Annotated in this window: 16 protein-coding genes; 12 read left to right on the top strand and 4 right to left on the bottom strand. The window is 70.3% G+C overall.

Annotated elements, in window-relative coordinates:
* Nucleotides 1-38: 38 nt before the first annotated feature.
* From ACNI65_RS19780 to ACNI65_RS19765, 4 genes are all read left to right on the top strand, one after another.
* A complete protein-coding gene (locus ACNI65_RS19780; protein ID WP_416758857.1) occupies nucleotides 39-275 on the top strand; it encodes a hypothetical protein in 237 nt (78 codons plus the stop codon).
* 87 nt (nucleotides 276-362) lie between these two features.
* Complete coding sequence (locus tag ACNI65_RS19775) at nucleotides 363-1,907, top strand: methyl-accepting chemotaxis protein (RefSeq protein WP_416758856.1); 1,545 nt, start codon at nucleotides 363-365, stop codon at nucleotides 1,905-1,907.
* A 52-nt stretch (nucleotides 1,908-1,959) separates the two neighbouring features.
* The gene (locus tag ACNI65_RS19770; protein ID WP_416758855.1) at nucleotides 1,960-4,614 is read left to right on the top strand and encodes a 2-oxoglutarate dehydrogenase E1 component; all 2,655 of its coding nucleotides are present in this window, start codon (nucleotides 1,960-1,962) and stop codon (nucleotides 4,612-4,614) included.
* Nucleotides 4,615-4,738: 124 nt separating this feature from the next.
* Nucleotides 4,739-5,818, top strand: a complete 1,080-nt coding sequence (locus ACNI65_RS19765; protein ID WP_416758854.1) for a GGDEF domain-containing protein — start codon at nucleotides 4,739-4,741, stop codon at nucleotides 5,816-5,818.
* Between the two features lie 76 nt (nucleotides 5,819-5,894).
* On the opposite strand, the gene ACNI65_RS19760 is transcribed toward ACNI65_RS19765, so the two are convergent.
* Entirely contained in the window at nucleotides 5,895-9,605 is a 3,711-nt protein-coding gene (locus ACNI65_RS19760) for a CheR family methyltransferase (RefSeq protein ID WP_416758853.1), read from the bottom strand.
* A gap of 153 nt (nucleotides 9,606-9,758) precedes the next feature.
* Between ACNI65_RS19760 and dmeF the strand changes: the two genes are divergently transcribed.
* The 8 genes from dmeF to ACNI65_RS19720 all read left to right on the top strand — a co-directional run bounded on the left by dmeF (nucleotide 9,759) and on the right by ACNI65_RS19720 (nucleotide 14,550).
* Nucleotides 9,759-10,733 (top strand): CDF family Co(II)/Ni(II) efflux transporter DmeF, encoded by a 975-nt coding sequence (gene dmeF, locus ACNI65_RS19755; RefSeq protein WP_416758851.1) that lies wholly within the window; start codon nucleotides 9,759-9,761, stop codon nucleotides 10,731-10,733.
* Nucleotides 10,734-10,788: 55 nt separating this feature from the next.
* On the top strand, nucleotides 10,789-10,929 hold the full coding sequence (locus ACNI65_RS19750; protein ID WP_297524778.1) for a hypothetical protein: 141 nt from the start codon (nucleotides 10,789-10,791) through the stop codon (nucleotides 10,927-10,929).
* Nucleotides 10,930-11,139: 210 nt separating this feature from the next.
* The gene (locus ACNI65_RS19745) at nucleotides 11,140-11,364 is read left to right on the top strand and encodes a hypothetical protein (RefSeq protein ID WP_416758850.1); all 225 of its coding nucleotides are present in this window, start codon (nucleotides 11,140-11,142) and stop codon (nucleotides 11,362-11,364) included.
* 254 nt (nucleotides 11,365-11,618) lie between these two features.
* Nucleotides 11,619-11,906 (top strand): hypothetical protein, encoded by a 288-nt coding sequence (locus ACNI65_RS19740; RefSeq protein ID WP_416758848.1) that lies wholly within the window; start codon nucleotides 11,619-11,621, stop codon nucleotides 11,904-11,906.
* Nucleotides 11,907-11,925: 19 nt separating this feature from the next.
* Nucleotides 11,926-12,276 (top strand): hypothetical protein, encoded by a 351-nt coding sequence (locus ACNI65_RS19735; protein WP_416758847.1) that lies wholly within the window; start codon nucleotides 11,926-11,928, stop codon nucleotides 12,274-12,276.
* 8 nt (nucleotides 12,277-12,284) lie between these two features.
* A complete protein-coding gene (locus ACNI65_RS19730; protein ID WP_416758845.1) occupies nucleotides 12,285-12,857 on the top strand; it encodes a cell division protein FtsI in 573 nt (190 codons plus the stop codon).
* An 81-nt stretch (nucleotides 12,858-12,938) separates the two neighbouring features.
* Nucleotides 12,939-13,610, top strand: a complete 672-nt coding sequence (locus ACNI65_RS19725; RefSeq protein ID WP_416758844.1) for a flagellar basal body L-ring protein FlgH — start codon at nucleotides 12,939-12,941, stop codon at nucleotides 13,608-13,610.
* 169 nt (nucleotides 13,611-13,779) lie between these two features.
* The gene (locus ACNI65_RS19720; protein ID WP_416758843.1) at nucleotides 13,780-14,550 is read left to right on the top strand and encodes a Crp/Fnr family transcriptional regulator; all 771 of its coding nucleotides are present in this window, start codon (nucleotides 13,780-13,782) and stop codon (nucleotides 14,548-14,550) included.
* A 48-nt stretch (nucleotides 14,551-14,598) separates the two neighbouring features.
* Here ACNI65_RS19720 and ACNI65_RS19715 read toward each other — a convergent pair whose 3' ends face one another.
* The 3 genes from ACNI65_RS19715 to ACNI65_RS19705 all read right to left on the bottom strand — a co-directional run bounded on the left by ACNI65_RS19715 (nucleotide 14,599) and on the right by ACNI65_RS19705 (nucleotide 19,108).
* A complete protein-coding gene (locus tag ACNI65_RS19715; protein ID WP_416758842.1) occupies nucleotides 14,599-15,147 on the bottom strand; it encodes a cysteine hydrolase family protein in 549 nt (182 codons plus the stop codon).
* Nucleotides 15,148-15,243: 96 nt separating this feature from the next.
* Entirely contained in the window at nucleotides 15,244-18,192 is a 2,949-nt protein-coding gene (locus ACNI65_RS19710; RefSeq protein WP_416758841.1) for a TonB-dependent receptor, read from the bottom strand.
* Nucleotides 18,193-18,256: 64 nt separating this feature from the next.
* Nucleotides 18,257-19,108 carry a hypothetical protein gene (locus ACNI65_RS19705; protein WP_416758840.1) on the bottom strand — a complete coding sequence of 284 codons (852 nt, stop codon included), beginning with the start codon at nucleotides 19,106-19,108 and terminating at the stop codon, nucleotides 18,257-18,259.
* Nucleotides 19,109-19,110: the final 2 nt, after the last annotated feature.

Raw genomic sequence — 19,110 nt, 5'->3', positions numbered from 1 at the left:
GACCCGGCATTCCAGCGTCCGTACGTCCGTTGCCGACCATGCCGACATCGCACATCGTCCGCCAGCACAAGGGCCGTTCCTACGTGCTCGACACCCTCGGGCAATCGTCAGGCCCGTGGCGTGGCCGTTTCGTCGTCAAGGGTGACGAGGACGGCCGCCCCGGCGTGACCGCCTGGCATGAGCTGGAAGACGAGTTCCCCACCGTCGACGAAGCCGTGGCCCACGCGGATCGCGTCGCCTGCCAGTACATCGCGACCTTCGCCGAACAGGCGTGAGCCATGCCCGGGCGGGTGCGGCCGGGTTGACCCGGACCGCGACTTGCCCCCGACAGGTCTGACCGTGGGCTTTCAGGGAGAAAAAACATGCCGACGCTGTCCAACCTCAATATCGGCACGCGCCTTGCCGCCGCGTTCGCCGTCGTCCTCGCGCTGTTGCTGCTCGTCGTGACCGTGGCGGTGTCGGTGCTCAACCGCACCGACGCCGCGATGGACCGCGTCGTCGAGGACCGCTACGCGCAGATCGCGCTGAGCGGCAACATCAAGAACGTGGGCGATCGCGGCGTGATCGTCATCGGGCGGCTGCTGATGGCCACCGACCCCGCGCAGGCCAAGCGCTACATGGACGACTACGCCGTGGTCCGCGCCGCCAACACCGAGAACTTCGCGCGCTTCGAGAAGCTGCTCAACACCGACGAGGCCAAGGCCATCTTCGCGGAGCAGTCCGAGGCGAGAAAGGCCTACGGCGCGGCGGTGCGCAAGCTTTTCGAGCTGATCGCCGCCGGCCAGCGCGAGCAGGCGATGAGCGTCTACCAGGGCGACATGGCGCAGCTGCAGGTGCGCTACTACGCGCTGATCGACAAGATGGTCGAGCATCAGGCCCAGGCGATGGCCCAGGACGTGACGCGTGCCAAGGACGACGCGCGGCGCTCCAAGCTGTGGATGGGCGTGGTGACGGTGCTGGCGATCCTGCTCGGCGTGGTCACGGCGTTCAGCATCACGCGCTCGATCACGCGCCGCATCCAGGGCGCGATCACGCTGGCCGAGGACGTCGCCAAGGGCGATCTCACGCCGCATGACCTGCCGCAGAGCCGCGATGAGATCGGACGGCTGATCGCCGCGCTGCAGCACATGGTGGGCAGCCTGCACCGCATCGTGTCAGAGGTCCGCCAGGGCGCCGAGACCATCTCCGCCGCGGCGCGCGAGGTGGCGCAGGGCAATGCCGATCTGTCCGCGCGCACCGAGGCGCAGGCCAGCGCGCTGCAGCAGACCGCCTCGGCGATGGAGCAGCTCACCGCGGCCGTGAAGCTCAGCGCCGACAACGCCGATCAGGCCAATGCGAGCGCGTCGTCGGCGTCGGACGTGGCGGGGCAGGGCGGCAAGGCCGTGGGCGAGGTGGTCGCGACGATGAGCTCGATCTCGGCGTCCTCGCAGCGCATCGGCGAGATCATCGGCACCATCGACGGGATCGCGTTCCAGACCAACATCCTGGCGCTGAACGCGGCGGTGGAAGCCGCGCGCGCCGGCGAGCATGGGCGGGGATTCGCGGTGGTCGCGTCGGAGGTGCGCGCGCTGGCGCAGCGGTCGGCGTCGGCGGCCAAGGAGATCAAGTCGCTGATCGATGCGTCCACCGAGCAGGTCGGTACGGGCAGCCGGCTCGTGGAGCAGGCCGGGGCGACGATGACGGAAGTCGTCTCGGGCATCCGGCGCGTGAGCGGCGTCGTGGCCGAGATCAGCGCGTCCAGCCGCGAGCAGAGCCTGGGCATCGAGCAGGTCAACGCGGCCATCCTGCAGATGGACGACACCACGCAGAAGAACGCCGCGATGGTCGAGCAGAGCACCGCTTCGGCCCGTGCGCTGCAGGATGAGGCGGCGCATCTGAACAACGCAGTCAGAGCGTTTGTGCTGTGAGATCGCCTAGGGGGTGAGGGCCAGTGGCCGTGGCAAAGCTTGGGAGCCATCGATGAACGACCGGATCCATGAACCCGCGCCGACCGGCGTGCCCGCCGCGCGCTGGCGGCCCGAGGTGCTCGCCTTCATCGACGCGCACCGCCGAGATGGCCATCGCAGCGCGAGGCTCGATCCATTGGGCTTGTCGCGCCCGGTCGATCCGACACTGCTCGATCCTCAGCGCTTCGGCCTGCAACCGGGCGAGTGGCTCTCTCCGACCGGCACGCCCTTGTGGAGCGCGCGCACGGTTGCGGACCTGGATCGCTCGCTCAAGGCGACCTACTGCGGCGCGCTGGCGCTGGATGCGAGCGCGGTGCGCGACGCCTCGCGCCGCGACTGGCTCTTCCACGAGATGGAGGCCGCGCCGCCCGCACCTGACAGCGCCGCCGGGCGCCTCGCGCTGCTGGAGCGCCTCATCCGCGCGGAGGGCTGGGAGCAGCACGTCGCGCAGGCCTTCCCGCATGCCAAGCGCTTCTCGCTGGAAGGCAACGAGACGCTGATCCCGCTGCTGGACGCGTTGTGCGAGCACGCCGCCGGACTGGGCGTGCGGCGCGTGTTCCTGGGCATGCCGCATCGCGGTCGGGTGAACGTGCTGGTGAACCTGATGGGCCTGCCGCCCGCGCGCGTGCTCGATTACTTCGACCCCAAGTCCCCCCATCCCGAGCTGCACACCGACCTCGTCTACCACCTGGGCGGCGAGCGCGAGCTGGACACGCCGCAAGGCCGGCTCACGCTGACGCTGGCGCACAATCCCTCGCACCTGCAGAGCGTGCATCCGGTGCTGACCGGACTGGCGCGCGCCTGCCAGGATGCGATGAGCCGCGAGCACGCCGACCAGGACGGCCGACGCCTGGTGCTGCCGCTGATGCTGCATGGCGACGCGGCATTCGCCGGCCAGGGCGTGGTGATGGAGACGCTGATGCTGGGCGGCAAGCCGGGCTACACCGTCGGCGGCACGGTGCACGTGATCATCAACAACCAGGTCGGGTTCACCGAGCCCAATCCGATGAGCGCCTGGCCGGCGCAGTACTGCACCGACGTCACGCGCATGGTCGACGCGCCGGTGCTGCGCGTGAACGCCGATGAGCCCGAGCAGGCGCTGCGCGCCGCCGCGATCGCGATGGCCTGGCGCGCGCGTTTCGGCAGCGACATCGTCATCGATCTCATCGGTTATCGGCGCCTGGGCCATTCCGAGAGCGACGTGCCCGCGCTGACGCGCCCGCGCATCCACGCGCTGACGCAGTCGCATCCGACCATCGTCGAGCGTTATACCGCGGCTCTGCGCGCCGACGGCGTCGTGCCGCCGGACACCGACATGGCCTCGCATGTCACCCATGGCCGGGTGCGCGCGCATCAGGCCTTCGCCGATCCGGATCCGCATCGCGCGGTGTCGGTGCCCGCGCCGCTGCGCCGCCCCGGCGAGGCGCCGCCGCTGGACGTCGAGGGCATGCGCGCGCTGGTGCGGGCGATGACGCGCCTGCCCGAGGGCTTCGAGCCGCACGCGATGGTGCGCACGCTGGTGGAGCACTGGCAGCGCATGGCCGGGCTGGCCGACACGACCCAGCCGGTGGACTGGTGCTTCGCCGAGAACCTCGCCTACGCGACGGTGCTGCGCGGCGGTCATCACGTGCGCGTGTCCGGCATGGACGTGCGGCGCGGCACCTTCCTGCATCGGCAGGCGGTGTGGACCTCGCAGGAGACGTCCGAGGCAGGACCCGCGCGGGGAGCGCCTGCTGCGGCCGGGGCGGCCGCCGAGTTCGTGCCGCTGCGTCAGGTCACGGCGGGGGACGGGCCGGGACCGGGACCGGTCGGCCGTTTCGACATCTTCAATTCACCGCTGTCCGAGGAGGCGGTGCTGGGCTTCGAGTACGGCTACAGCGTCGGCGCCTCGCGCACGCTGACCGTGTGGGAAGCGCAGTTCGGAGACTTCGTCAACGGCGCGCAGGTCTTCGTCGACCAGTACATCAGCTCCGGCGAGGAGAAGTGGGGCGACACGTCCTCGCTGACGCTGCTGCTGCCCCATGGCCACGAGGGCATCGGCCCGGACCACTCCAGCGCCTACCTCAGCCGCTTCCTGCAGCTGTGCGGCGCGGACAACCTGCGCGTGGCCTGTCCGTCGACGGCGGCGCAGTGGTTCCACCTGCTGCGCCGGCAGGCCTTCGACACGCTGCGCAAGCCGCTGGTGGTGATGTCGCCCAAGGGCACGCTGTACTGGGAGAAGGTCTCGCATGCATCGATCGAGGCGCTGACCGGCGGGCGCTTCGAGGCGGTGCTGGACGACGTGTCGGTGGAGCGCCCCGAGCAGGTCGAGCGGCTGCTGCTGTGCAGCGGCAAGGTCTATTACGACCTCGATCGCGGGCGTCGCGCGGTGGCGCGCGCGGACCTGGCCGTCGCGCGCATCGAGCAGTTCTATCCCTTCCCGGAAGACGCGCTGACGGCGCTCTTCGCGCGTTATCCGGCGCTGGTCGAGATCACCTGGGTGCAGGAGGAGCATCGCCAGCAGGGCGCCTGGAGCTTCATTCGCGAGCACCTGGAGCCGGCGATGCCGCCACATGCGCGCCTGCGCTGCGTCTCGCGCGCCGCCAACGGATCGGGCGCGACGTCCTCGCAGGCGATCCATGCGCGCGAGCAGGCGGACCTGGTGGCGAGGGCGCTGGGCGAGGGGTGAGCGCGGCGCTCGAGGGTTTTCCCGCGATCCGGCGGACGGCACCGGTGTCATGACGGACGGCGTCCGATGGGCCGCCCCATTTGTGACAACATCGCCGGATTCAGACCCGCCATCGCCTTCGATCTTGGATGCTCTGCTCGCCCGCCTGACCTCGACCGTCCCCGTCGCCCGCAACGTCGAACAGCTCACACGCCCGTTGCTGGACATGCTGGGCACCGTGACCGGCCTGGAGTCCACCTACCTCACGACCATCGATCTGAAGGCCGGGGAACAGCATGTGCTGCTGGCCCGCAACGCCGGGACGATGACCATCCCCGAGGGCCTCACCGTCGCCTGGTCGGACACGCTGTGCAAGCGCGCGCTCGACGCCGGCCGCATGTCCACCAGCGACGTGGCGGACTGCTGGGGCGACTCCGACGCCGCGCGCCAGCTCGGCATCCAGACCTACGTCAGCGCGCCGGTGCGCGACGACGGCGGCGCGCTGCTCGGCACCCTGTGCGCCGCGAGCGCGCAGCGCCGCAAGATCCCGCCGGAGGCCGAGTCGCTGCTGCGGCTGTTCTCGACGCTGGTGAGCCAGTTCCTGCAGCGCGAGCGGCTGGTGGCCGACCTGCGCGCCGCCAATGAGCAGCTCACGAGCTACGCGCTGAGCGACGCGCTGACCGGCCTGCCGAATCGCCGCGCGCTGTTCGACGAGCTCCAGCGCCAGCTGCAGCGCGCCACGCGCGAAGGCAGTTGCGTGCTGCTGGGCTGCATCGACCTGGACGGCTTCAAGGCGGTGAACGATCAACTGGGCCATCACCGCGGCGACCTGTTCCTGCGCGAGATGGCGCAGCGTCTGTCGCTGGAGCTGCGCGGCTCGGACATGCTGGCGCGCATGGGCGGCGACGAGTTCGTCGTCGTCGGCCCGGGCGTCAACGTCGGCGCGTTGCCCAAGCCCGAGGGCGCGTTGTTCGAGCGCGGCGAGCCGCTCCAGGCCGCGCGCACGCTGGAGCAGCGCGCCGCGCTGGCCAGCGTGGGCCGCTTCGAGCTCGACGGGCGATCCCTGCAGTACGCGGGCGCGAGCGTCGGCGTCGTCGCGCTGGATCCGGCGGGGATGACCGTCGAGCAGGCACTCCAGCACGCCGACGATCGCATGTATCAGATCAAGCGCGCGCGGCGCCGCGACATCGTCGTGCCCGCAGTGATCGCGCAGGCCGCCGACTGAGCCCTCAACACGGGCCCTTCAGCGCGAGCTCGGCAGCGCGAAGCCCTTCAGCGCGAACCCCTTGAGCGCGAGCCGCTCAGCGCGGCCGCGCGAGGTTCAGCTTCTCGATCAGCAGCGACATGTCCACCGGCTTGGCCAGGTGGTCGTCGAAGCCCGCCGCGATCGCCGCGTCGCGGTCCTGCAGCGTGGCCAGCCCGGTCAGCGCCACGGCATACAGCGGCTCGGGCTCACGCACCGCGCGTTCATGCTCGCGCAGCCGCCGGATCAATGAATAACCGTCCGCGCCGGGCATCGCCACGTCGCTGACCAGCGCCTGCGGCGAGGCGCCATCGCCCTGTGCCGTGGCGCGGGCCCAGCCTTCCTCGGCCGAGCCGGCGGCGCGCACCTCGGCGCCGGCCAGCTCGAGCAGGTGCTGCAACGCGTCGAGCGCATGCGGATCGTCGTCCACCAGCAGCACGCGCAGTCCGCGCAGGTCCGTCGGCGTGAGCTCGCGCGGCGCGGCTTCCAGCGGGTCGGACACGAGGTCCGCCGCGGGGAATCGCACCGTCAGGCGCGTGCCGCGGCCCTCGCCGTCGCTGTGCGCGGTGACCGTGCCGCCATGGGCCAGCACCAGGTGGCGCACGATCGACAGGCCCAGTCCGAGCCCGCCGTACTCGCGGGTGCGGCTGATGTCGGCCTGCGTGAAGCGTTCGAAGAGGCGAGGCAGCAGGTCGATCGCCACGCCGATGCCGTTGTCCACGACGGCGAGTTCCACCGTGGGGCCGATGCGGCTGAGCGACACCGAGACCCGTCCGCCGCGCGGCGTGAACTTCAGCGCGTTGCCCACGAGGTTGGCGACGATCTGCTGCACGCGGCGCGCGTCACCCTGGATGCGGTGCGTCTGCTGCAGGCCCGATCCGCCGAGCGTCAGGCCCTTGGCCTCGGCCGTGGGCTGGAGTTCCTCGACCACGCCGCGCACGCAGGCCGCCAGGTCCAGCTGACGCAGCTCCAGCGCGAGGTGCCCGGAGGAGATCCGCGACACGTCCAGCAGGTCGTCGATCAGCTGCGCCTGCACCTGGCAGTGCTTGAGGATGGTGCCGATGGCGCGCGTGGCGGTGGCCTCGGCCAGCGCGCCGCGCTCCAGCGACCGCTTGAGCACCGAGGCCCAGCCCGAGATCACGTTCAACGGCGCGCGCAGCTCGTGCGAGACCATGCCCAGGAAGTCGTCCTTGGCGGTGTTGGCGCGCTCGGCATCGTCCTGCGCGTGCCGCGCCGAACCCAGCGCGCACTTCAATTCATGGATGTCTTGGAAGGCGATCACCGCGCCGTCGATGCGCTCGTCGGCGGTGCGATAGGCCCGCACGTTGACGAGCCACCAGCGGCCCTCGCTGTCCTTGTGTTCATGCTCGACCGGCGCCAGCCCCTGCACGGCGGCCTGCACCAGCTGCTCGAGCTGCCCCAGCGCGAAGCGGGACGAGATCTGACCGATCGGCTGGCCGATCGCCTCGCCGATGGCGGAGGCCTCCAGCCCGAAGAGCTGCGCCGCCTGCGGCGACGCATGCCGCAGCCGCAGCTGGCGGTCCAGCAGCACCACCGGCAACGGGATGCCCTCGACGAGGTTGCTGAGATCGTCGTTGGCGAGGTCCAGCTCGTCGTTGCGCGACTTGAGCTCCTCGTTCAGCGAGATCAGCTCCTGGTTGGCCGATTCGAGCTCCTGCTTGGCGCTCTGCAGTTCCTCGTTGGCGCTCTGCAGCTCCTCGTTGGTGCTGAGCATTTCCTCGTTGGCGGTGCGCAGCTCCTCGTTGGCCGACTCGAACTCGACGACCAGCGTGCGCAGCTGCGCCTGCGTGGCCTCGAGCTCGTCGGACAGCGTGGTCACGGTGCGCTCGAGTTCATCGACCCGGGCGCGCGCGCCGCTCGGCGAGAAGGGCGGCGTGGACAGCGCGGCCGAGGCCTCGGCGGCGGCTTCCTCGGGCTGCAGCGCAAGTGTGACGAGGAAGTGCTGCACGGCGTCGCCGGTTTCCAGCGGCAGCACTTCCAGCACGTAGCGGCGATCGTTGAAGGCCACGCGCTCGCGGCGCACCGGTTGCGCGGTGCGCTTGGCCTCGATCAGCGCCGTGCGCACCGGGGTGTTGAGCTCGGCGTTGAGCAGGCGCGGCAACGCGAGCGTCGCCTCGCCGCTGGCCGGCGCGATGAAGGCGGCGACCTCGCCGCGGAACTGCACGACATCGCCGCCCTCGGTGACCACGAAGCCCGGCGGCGCGTAACGCGCCAGGGCCACGCGGTTGGCGGCATCGCTGACGAGGTCCGGCGGCGGGGCCTGGGTCACGCGCGGCGCGTTGCCGTCGCTGGCCCAGGGCCGCAGGGCGTCGATCGGGAACAGGGGGCGCTGACGGCGCGAGTTGGCCAGCTTGCGATACAGGTGCGGCGCGCCGGCGTGCTCGAAGCCATCGGCCGTCGAGGCGGCCTCGGCGCGGCCGAGCAGCATGAAGCCGTCGTTGCGGCAGGCGTAGTGCGCGACCTCGAAGACGTGCTGCTGCGCTTCCTTGCGCAGGTAGATCAGCATGTTGCGGCAGCTGATCAGGCCCATGCCGGAGAAGGGCGCGTGCGTGAGCAGGTTGTGCCGCGCGAAGACGCACATCTCGCGCAGGACCTTGGCCACGAGGTAGCCGCCGGAGCTGGGCACGAAGGCCGTGTCGCGGAAGGGCTGCGGGACGTTCTCGAGCGCCGAGGCGCTGTAGCGGCCCGCGCGCGCGGTCTCGATCGAGGCCTCGTTGATGTCGGTGCCGAAGATCTGCACGCGGCGCTCGATGCCCTCGGCGTTCATGGCCTCGCGCAGCAGCATGGCGATCGTGTAGACCTCCTCGCCGGTGGAGCACGCGGGCACCCAGATGCGGATCGGGTCGTGGCGCAGGGCGAGCAGCTTGGGCAGCACCACCTGGCGCAGCACGTTGACGAACTCCGCGTCGCGGAAGAAGGCGGTGACGCCGATCAGCACGTCGTCGCGCAGCGCGGCCGCCTCGTAGGGATCGCTGCGCAGGAAGTGCAGGTAGGCGGCGACGTCGCGGTCCTTCTGCAGCAGCACGCGGCGCAGGAATCGACGGCGCAGGTTGACGTCCTTGACGTAGCCCAGGTTGACGCCGGCCTTCTGCTGGACGATGGCCAGCGCGGCCTCCATCGAATCGACGTCCTGCGTGACGTTGGCCGAGCCGGGCAGGTCGCCCTCGTGGTGGGGCTGGCCGAAGCGGCGCACGAGCTCCGCGGCGATCTCCGCCGGCGGCAGCACCTCGTCCACGAGCCCGGTGTTGATGGCCGCGACCGGCATGCCGTCGTGCGCGGCGGTGTGCGGCGCCTGCGCGATCGCGAAACCGCCGGTGGCCTTCAGGTCGACCAGCCCGGCAGAGCCGTCCTGGCCGGTGCCCGACAGGATGACGACCGCGCCGTCCTGGTCCGGGTCCTGTGCCAGCGAGGCAAGGAAGGCATCGATCGGCAGGTGCAGCCCCGGCACGCGGCGGGTGAGGCGGAAGTGGCCGTCCAGCGCCATCACGCCGGCGTTCTCCGGCATCACGTAGACGCGGTTGTGCTCGACCTTGGTGAGATGCTCGACGCGCTCGACCGGCAGCGTGCTGCGGCCCTGCAGGACCTCGGGGAGACGGGTCTCCTCGTTGGCGGGCAGGTGCGTGATGACCAGCACCGCGAAGCCCGGTTGGTTCGGTAGCGCACCGAGGATGGTGCCGAGCGCATCGATGCTGCCGGCGGAGCCGCCAAGCACCACCACCCGCAAGGGCTGTCGCTCCTCAATGTCCACCCGGGGATCCTGTTCTCTTGAATTGCGGCGGAGTCTACCGTGCCGGGATGTCTGACATCGGACAGGGCCTCTGCGCGGTCTCGCGCGGGCGGCGGGGATACTGGGCGCCTCTCCCTGATTCCTGTCCTCGCGTCGCCGATGTCCGCCACGTCCATGTCCCCCTCCGCCTTGTCCTCCGCCACGCCCTGGCAGCACACCCACGTCTTCGATGAAGGCAATCCGCTGGCCGCGCGCAACACGCGCTGGGCAGTGCTGCTGACCGTGCTCATGATGGTCGCGGAGATCGCCGGCGGCTATGTCTTCAACTCGATGGCGCTGCTCGCGGACGGCTGGCACATGAGCTCGCACGCGGTCGCGCTGGGCGTGTCGCTGCTGGCCTATGGCGCCGCGCGGCGCTGGGCCCGGGATGGGCGATTCGCGTTCGGGACCTGGAAGATCGAGATCCTCGGCGGCTTCAGCAGCGCGCTGCTGCTGATCGGCGTGGCCGGGCTGATGCTCTGGCAATCGGTCGAGCGGCTGATCTCGCCGTCGCCCATCCATTACGACGAAGCGATCGCCGTGGCGGCCATCGGCCTGGGGGTGAACCTGGCCTGCGCGTGGCTGCTACGCGGCGAGCACCACCACCATGGGCACGACCACGGACATGGACACGACCACGAGCATGACCACGGGCATGACCACGCGCATGGCGACCTCAACCTCCGCGCGGCCTACCTGCATGTGCTGGCGGACGCGGCGACCTCGGTGCTGGCGATCGTGGCGTTGCTCGGCGGCCGGCTGTGGGGCGCGGACTGGCTGGACCCGGTGATGGGCATCGCCGGCGCGGTGCTGGTGGCCGTGTGGGCGCGCGGCCTGTTGCGCGACACCGGCCGTGTCCTGCTCGACGCTGAGATGGACGCGCCGGTCGTGGCGGAGGTCCGCGAGGTGATCGCGGCCGCGCCCTGGCCCGCGGAGATCGCCGACCTCCATGTGTGGCGCGTCGGTCGCGCGCAGTACGCCTGCATCGTGTCGCTGGTCACCGACAGCCCGCTCGCGCGACCGGACGAGGTCCGGCGGCTGCTGTCGGTGCATGAGGAACTTGTTCACGTCACCGTCGAGATCAATCACCCCGAACGGGTGACTGTCTGATCCGCGCCGCGCGGCTCCCCGGAGGCGAGGGGAGGCGCCGCCACAATCGCGGCCCATGAAAACGAACTACCTCCTCGCCGCCATCCTGGTGTCCAGCCTCATCGGGGCCTTCGTCGCCAACCGGTCGATGAAGACCGCCTGCGCCGTCGTCTCCGGCGGCATCGCGCTGTATGCGCTGCTGCGCCAGGTGATCTGAGCCCGCGCCGGCGCGCGAGCGGTCCGTCGGCTCATCACTTCCATCAGATCCGCCACCGATGAAGTGATCGATCTGATCGGCGTTTCCGTCTGGCTGGCGACGCCGGCCTTCCGTCATCCCCCCTCTCCCATCCCCCCGTGTTCACCCTATGGTGGGATGGCACTTGCGTGGACCCCCGCTGATAGTGGGGGCTCGTCAGGAGAGGACCCCATGCGACAACGTCTCGCGCCTTCGGCCGGAGATCACGGCCACCCCTTCGGTTCGGTCATGCAGCACATCCTGCGGCAGACCGAGGTGATGCTGCAGCGTCGCATCCCCTTCAGCCCGTCGGGCTGGCCGATCGAGGACACGCCCGCGCTGGAAGGGCTCGAGGTCACCGAGTCCACCTGGGACGAGTGGACCGAGGCCATCGAGCATCAGCGCCGCGTAGGCTGAGCCCGCCCACCGCCTCGGGTCCCGCGCCACGCGCGACACCAGCCGCCCGCCCTGCGCGGTGATCGCCCGGATGCGGGCCGGCCTCGCGCGAACTTGAGCGGATGAAGCGGCCCTCCGGCCGCCCAGATCGACCGCTCGGTGATGCAGTTCACCGAGCCCGCGCCGAACGACGAGATCGACGCGCTCATCACGGCATGCCGCAGGGCGGCCAAAGCGAAGAATCCGTTCACCCCAATGAACGAGAGCGCTTCGCCATGCACGTCAAGTCCTCCGCTTCTCCGTCGCCGGCCCTCCACGCCGGCGCCCCGGCGCCGTCGAGCAGCGCCAAGGCCGGCAAGGTCGGCAACACCGGCACCGGTCCGGCCGCCGCGCCGGATTTCTCCCAGATGCTGAAGGACGCGAAGGCGGCCGCACCGACGGCGTCCTCCACGGCGCCCGCCACGGCGACGGCCTCAGCGCCGTCCACCACGCAGTCCACCACGACGGCCGCCTCGCCCTCGACGCTCTCGCTCGACACGGCCTCGCTGGCCGCGCGCGGCTGAGCGCCACCGGGAGTCCGCCTTGAGCAGCGTGCCCTTCCTGTCCAGCATCGCCAACCTGGTGACCTCGTCCGATGGCGGGCACTCCGAAGGGGGACGCGCTGTCTCGAGCAGCCTGTCTTCCGGGGGATCCCGGGGCGGTGGTCCCAGCGTGACGCTGGGTCCCGTCCTCGGCGTGACCGCCACCATCAGCGCCAAGGGCCTCCAGGCCCTGGCCGGCGACGCGGTCGACGCGGTGGAGACCGCGGCCGACGTGGTCACCGGCACGGTCGGCGATGTCGCTGGCGCGGTCGGCACGGTGGTCGGCAATGTCGTCGGCTACGGCGTGATGGCCGCGCTGGGCGGCGGTGCCGTGCTCGACGAGCTGGTGTGAGAACCGCCGTGCGCCGATTCCGCGATCTCGCCGGTTGCGCCAATTGCGCCGGTCGCGCCGTGCTTCTCGGCGCGGCGTTGAGCTTGACCGGCTGCGCGGTGCTGAGCCCGCTGCCGGCGTGGGAGCTGGTCAAGGGCGCGGGCACCGCGACGTCGACGGCGCTGGCCACGGCGGCGCCGGCCAAGGCGAGCAACACCGTGCATCACGGCGACGCGCCGGTGCGCGCCGTCTGCATCGAGTTCAACCGCAACGCGCCGCTGGAGGACCTGGTCCCGGCGATGCAGGCGGAGTTGAAGGGGCAGGGCGTGGACAGCCGCGTCTACGAGCCCGGCACCGGCCAGCAGCAATGCGCGGTCTGGCTGCGCTACGTCGCCACGATCGAATGGGGCGTGCCGCCGATGGCCAGCGGCTACCGCGCCAACCTGAGCGCCGCGTCGATGAGCCTGCATCGCGCGGACGGCACCTTGCTGTCGACGAGCAGCTACGTCGCCGATGAGAACTTCGGACTGGCCCGCTGGGCCGGGACCCGCAACAAGATCGCGCCGGTCGTCAAGGCGCTGATCACCGGCTTCCAGAGCTGAGGGAGGGGAGAGATGTCGACTTCACGAGCAACGACACGCACAGCGACACGATCGGCGCGCCACGCAGGCGCGATCGTCGCGATGGCCGCAACGATGGCCATATCGGCGGGCTTGACCGGCTGCGCCAGCCCGACGCCCACGGTGGCCGGGCCGATGATGGTCACGCCGCCGCAGGCGCCGATGTACATCGAGCGGCCCAACAACGGCGCGATCTACCAGCCGGGCATGTCGCCGACCTCGCTGTTCTCCGGCGAGAAGCGGCCCAGCGCGATCGGCGACACGATGAAGGTCGACATCCAGGAGACGCTCAAGGCGTCGCAGAAGCAGACCACCGACACGGCGCGCGACAACAAGCTCGCCGTGCAGGGTCCGGGCGGCAAGAGCAACATCGGCGCGGTGGAACGGCTGCTCAACATCGACGCGACGGCTTCCGGCAGCGATTCGTTCAAGGGCTCGGGCACGACCGAGACCGACAACAGCTTCGTCACGCAGGTCGCGGTGAGCGTCATCAACGTGCTGCCCAACGGCAACCTGCTGGTCGCCGGGGAACGCAGCGTGGGCCTGAACAAGGGCGTGAACACGCTGCGCTTCTCGGGCATCGTGAATCCGCGCGACATCCGCCCGGGCAACGTCGTGTCCTCGCGCGACGTGGTGAACGCCAGCCTGGAGAGCGTCGCGCAGGGCGATGTCTCGGAGGCGTCGTCGCGCAGCTGGCTGCAGCGCGTGCTGGCGCGGAGCCTGTCGATCTGGTGATCGCCGCGCGGTCAACCCGCAAACCGGGCCGACGCCACCGCGCTTATCGAGCGATCGGGCGGGGCGGTCCGCTTCTATAACCCACGGTTCGCCATCCAGGCATTCGCGAAAGTCCCGCATTCAGCGCGGAGGGCGGAGCCTTGTCCGGCGGACTTCATCCAGAACAAGCATGAGCACGAGAGGGACGCAGACGCCGCTGGACGGCGCACCGGAGACGACGAGCGACGACTGGCTGGCCGATGGTCAGGTCCGGACGTATCGCCGTGGTCAGAAGATCATCGAGGCCGGCAAGCCGCTGGCCGAGTGGATCGCGATCAGCGGCGGCGCGGCCTTCCTGGCGGCGCGGGTCGCGGCGGACACGCGCGTGGCCGTGGCCGCGCTGTGGCTCGGGGACGTGATCGGCGCGGACTCGCCGCTGGGCAAGCTCGCGGCGCGTTATGACGTCACCGCGCTGGTGGACGTGACGACGATCCACATCCCGCTGCCGCGCATGAAGGAAGCCCGGCTGCCGCAGCGTGACGCGGCCACCGGCGAGCTGTACGCGGCGACGGCCTCGCGGCTGCAGGACCAGATCACGATGAGGCTGGCGGGCAACGGGTTCCAGCGGCTGGTCAGCGTGCTGGCCACGCTGGCGGCGGCGCTGAGCAGCTCGCAACGCGTGGGGGTGGTGTCGGGCAACAGCCTGGCCTTGCCGGTGTCGCAGGCCTGCATCGGGCAGTTGTCGGGGCTGTCGCGGCGCCAGACCTGGATCTACCTGGGTCAGCTCGCCGAGCGCGGCTGGAGCCGCACCTCGCGGACCAAGGTCACGCTGGAGGGCCTGAACGCGTGGCTGATCCTGATGGGCGAGGTCGAGGCGCGCGGGCTCGAGTGCATCGGCACCGTGGACCAGTGCGACATGACCTTGTCGCAGCTGGCCCGCTCGCGCGGCGCGCTCAAGTAGGCGCGTGGCCGGCCGCGCGCCGGTCGGCGTCCGGCTCGCGCGTGCAGCTCAGGCGGAACGCGCGAAGTGGATGTCCGCGGCCGGTTTGGCGCTGCTGGTGCGGCCGAAGCCGCCGAGGTTGCCGAGCACGAGCGTGTGGTGCCGGCTGATCTGCTCGGCGCTGAGATCGCCGTTGGCGAGGGTGGTGTGGCCGTCGGCGACGAGGGTCACGTCGTAGCCGGCGCTGAGCGCGCGCCGGGTGGTGGAGTCGACGCAGAAGTCGCTCTGCGCGCCGCAGATCACGAGGTGATCGACGCCCAGGCCCTTGAGCACGGCGTCGAGCTCGGTGCGGTGGAAGGAATCGGACGCGGTCTTGAAGACGCGCGGATCGTCGGGCCGTGTGTGCAGCCGGTCGTCGATCTGCCAGCCGTCGCTGCCGCGGCGCAGGGGCTCGTAGGCGTCTTCCTCATGCTGGACGAAGACGACGGGCGTGCCGGTCTCGCGCGCCCGCGCGATCAGGCCGTTGATGCGTGAGATCACGGCGTCGACGTCATGGCAGGCGTACTCGCCCACGCAGAGCGCGCGTTGCAGATCGATGATGAGCAGGGCTTGGGACATGACGATCGACCGGTGAGGGATGAAGCGGACGAGCATACGCGGCGTCTACCCGCAGGCCGTTGGTCACTCCATGGGCTCGGTGGAAGACGGGGCGGCTCAAAACTTGTAGTTCATCACCACCCGCAGCGCGCGGTTGTCGCCGCGGGCGGTGTTGGGCTTGTCGAGGTTGAGGTTGTCCCCGCCCAGGCGATTCGCCGGCTGGCCGGCGGCCGGCGTGTTGCCGATCCAGTCGTCGAAGCCCGCGTAGTTGTCGGCGCCGAACACGTTCAGCACGTCCAGCCGGATCCCCAGCTGGTGGACGCCGAACTTGAACGCCTTGCCCAGGCTGATGTCCACCTGGCGGAAGCTCGGCGAGTCGCCCTCGACCAGGAAACACTGCGGCGTGCCGCCCAGGCAATTCGTCATGCGGCGCGGGAAGCCGCTCGCGTACGTCGCCTTCGCGGAGAACGTCATCCCCCACGGCAGCAACTTGTCCGTCATGAACGCGCCCACCACCCGGTGCCTGTCCACCAGCGTGCTCGGATTCCATCCGCGCCCCGCGCGTCCATAGGTCCAGTCGAAGGTGTCGTTGCTCCACTGGAGGTTGGTCGTCTTCGCGTCGCTGTAGGTGTACGCGATCGTCGCCGTCCAACCCGACGACGCGGTGTAAGGCTTGTCCAGCTTCGCGAACACCGAGTCCGTTCGCGTTCGCCCGACCGAATCGCCCAGCACCAGCTGCCCGAATCCATTCGGTCCGCCCCACAGCGGATCGAGCGCCGACTGCTGCGCGAAGCCGCCGTTGGCGTCGCGGTTGCCGCTGAACCAGACGAACTGGTTCTTCGCCTCCACGCGGCTCAGCGCGATCTCGCCGTTCCAGGACTTGCCCAGCGCCTGCCGCAGCCCGATGCTGAACTGGTCCGCGTACGGCATCTTGAGGTCGTTGCGGATCAACCAGATCTCGCCGCCGGTGGCCTGGTTCTTCTGCAGCTCGTCCAGCGCATGGTTGGCCATCGTGCGGTCATAGCTGCGCCCGTATCCGCCGAAGACGACCGTCTCGCGATCGCCCCGCACGTCGTACGAGAACCCGACACGCGGCGCGAAGGCGTTCTTGAACGCCTTGCGCGAGCGCCCATCGCTGATGTACTGCGAGACGTCGATCCCGCCCTTGGCCAGCGACTGCGCGTAGGTCTGGCCCGCGGGCGGCGTGAGGCCGTAACGCGTGCCGTCCGCCGCGAACAACGCCGCCACGCGGTCCGCCGGCGTCGCGTACTGGTTGTTGAGCATGTTGTCCTCGTAGTCCCAGCGCAGACCGAGGTTGAGCTCGAGCTTGCGCGTGACGCTCCAGTCGTCCTGGAGATAGAGGCCCCATTGCTTGTTCTTGAAACTCGCCCCGGAGCCATCCGTCGCGCGGCGGATGCGGCATTGATCGCTGGACGTGCCGTCGCTGGCCACCGTGGTGCCGAGGCAGTTGCTGCCGTCCCAATAGGGCAGGCCGGTGACGTTGTCAATCAGGACCTCGACCGCGTCGACCCGGTTGGCCGTGCCGCTGAGGTCGTAGCGCATGTCCTTGAGCTTCACGCCGCCCTTGATCACATGCCCGTCGAAGCCGGTGAAGGTCAGCTCTTCCGATAGATACGCGCCGCGCTGTTGACGCCGTTGCGCATCGGGCGATCCGCCGTCCAGGATCACGTCCTGCGCGTTGGTGAGCACCTGCGGCTCCGCCGTGGATACCTTGTAGCGGACCAGCGGCGACATCGAGGTCGACTGCGGATTCCACTCGTAGTCCTCGTAGCCGAGGCGCGCCTCGCTGAGCCAATCGCCGCGCGACCACTCGTGCGTGAGGTCCACGCGCGTCTCGTCATTGCGGCGCTGCTTGTCGTTGCCGGGCAGCGAGAGGTTGCGGTCCTCGGCGATGCGGTCCGTCTCGCGGCGCAGACGCGCGCTCAGCGTCAGCTTCTGTTCCTCGTTCAGCTGCGCGTCGAGCTTGCCGAAGAACAGGTCCTCGTGGAACGGATCCACCTGGTTGCCGCGCCGCGCGAGCAGCTCCGGGACGATGCCCGCGTTGGGCAGCTTCTCGAAGTTCTGCCCGGCGATCTGGCGCGAGTCCTCGATGCGCTTGGCGTCGTAGGCCACGAAGAAATGCAGCCGGTCCTGGACGATGGGACCACCCACGCTGCCGCCGTATTCGTACTTCTCGGAGGCGGGGCGACTCACGCCTTGCGACTCGCGTTCCTTCTCCAGCGAGTTGAGCGATCGCCAGTTGGTGCCCGTGCGGTCGCCGTAGACCTCGCCGTGGAACTCGTTGGTGCCGGACTTGGTCACGGCGGTGATCGCGGCGCTGCTGACCTGGTCGAACTCGGCCTTGTAGTTCTGCGTCAGGACCTTGTATTCCGCGATCGCCGATTGCGGGAAGGGATTGCCGCGCGTGTCGGACTGCCCGCTCACCCCGCCGCGCAGGATGTTGTTCTTCTGGCCCACGCCGTCGATGAAGACGTTCAGGTGGTCGAAGTCCTGCGCGCCGGACTGCACGCGGCTCAGGCCGCTGGCATCGCTGGAGAACGCGACGCCGGGGGCCAGGTCGGCCGCGCTGAGGAAGTTGCGCGTGCTCTGCGGCAGCGCCTCGATCATGCGCTGCGACACCGACGTGCCGAGCTGCGAGTCCTTGACGCCCTGACGCGCCGAGGCGCCCTCGACGGTCACGCGGTTGAGCTGAACAGCCGCCGCGTCGGCGCCTTCACCTGAAGGCGTGGCCGACGCCGCCGGCGCGAGATCCAGCGCGGCGCTTTCGCCGACGGCCAGGGTGATGCGCTCGGTCTTGATCGGCTTGCCATCGGCGCCGGCGACGCTCACGTCGTACTGGCCCGGCGCGAGGCCGACCAGCGCGTAGCGGCCGTCTTCGCGGGTAATCGTTCGATACCGGGCGCCGGTGGCGACGTTGGTCGCGGTGACGGCGAGTCCGCCGATCGCGACGCCCGACGGCGCGCTCACCAGACCGCGCACGGTCGCGCGGCTGACCTGGGCGTGAGCGTTCTCGCTGAGGCCGGCCATGCCGACGGTGAGTGCCATGGCCATCGCCAGGGCGAGCGCGGAACGGGCGGGGGAGTGTGTGGGCGCGGTCATTCGCCGCGCATCAGGCAGAGGGGCCGGCCTTGGCGCGACGCATCTGTTCACCGAAGACCTGTTCCATCGACTTCTTCTCTGGCAGCACGTAGACGATGCCACCGCGCTTGCCGAAGGTCGGCCACAGGGTCTGCTCGAAGAATCTCACGGGCATGTTGATGCAGCCGAAGCTGATGCGGTTGTCCGCGGGCGTCGGCGACGCGAGACGCTCCAGGCGGCGCTCGGCCGGATTGGTCGGACGCACGCGGTGCATGGACACGGCCGCTTCGTAATCGACCCACAGCACGTCCTCGTGCGAGGCGTTCTTGCCCGGCTGCGCGACGAAGCGCCCGGCGGGCGTGGTGCGCTCGGATGGCTTGACCTCGGCGATCGGGCGCAGGCCGATGCCCGCGACGCTGTCATCACCGGCTGCGTAGCCGAGCAGCACCGGCGTGGTCGCCTGCAGCTTGCCCTCGGCGTTGAACACGAGCACGCGGGCCTGGCGCTTGTCCAGGATCGCGAAGGGTCGGCCGTTGTGGTCCCAGCCCGCCATCACCCATTGGGCGAGCTGGCGAGCCTGCTTGGAAACCTTGGTCTTGCCGAAATCGGCCGTGCCGGTCCGCGGCACTGGCGCGGTGGCTTGGGCGATCGGCTGGACCGGTGAGGGGGATACATGCTTCGCGACGGAAGCTGCCGGCGCGGGGCGGCCCTGCTTCATCACGTAGGTCGCCACTGGCCAGGCCAGCAGCGCGCCGGCCAGGCCCAGCGCCAGCCCCTGGGCCGCCCAGCCCGCGCGTTCCCGCAGGGACTCCGGCGCCCGCTCCGCCACCGGCTTCGGTGGGGGCGGATCGCTGAAGTAATACCCGCTCGAGGCGCGCAGCATGG

This window comes from Roseateles sp. So40a, assembly GCF_048081605.1.
Taxonomy (GTDB): Bacteria; Pseudomonadota; Gammaproteobacteria; order Burkholderiales; family Burkholderiaceae_C; genus Roseateles.
The sequence above is the reverse complement of the archived record's forward strand: the minus strand, read 5'-3'. Positions and strand labels throughout refer to the sequence as shown.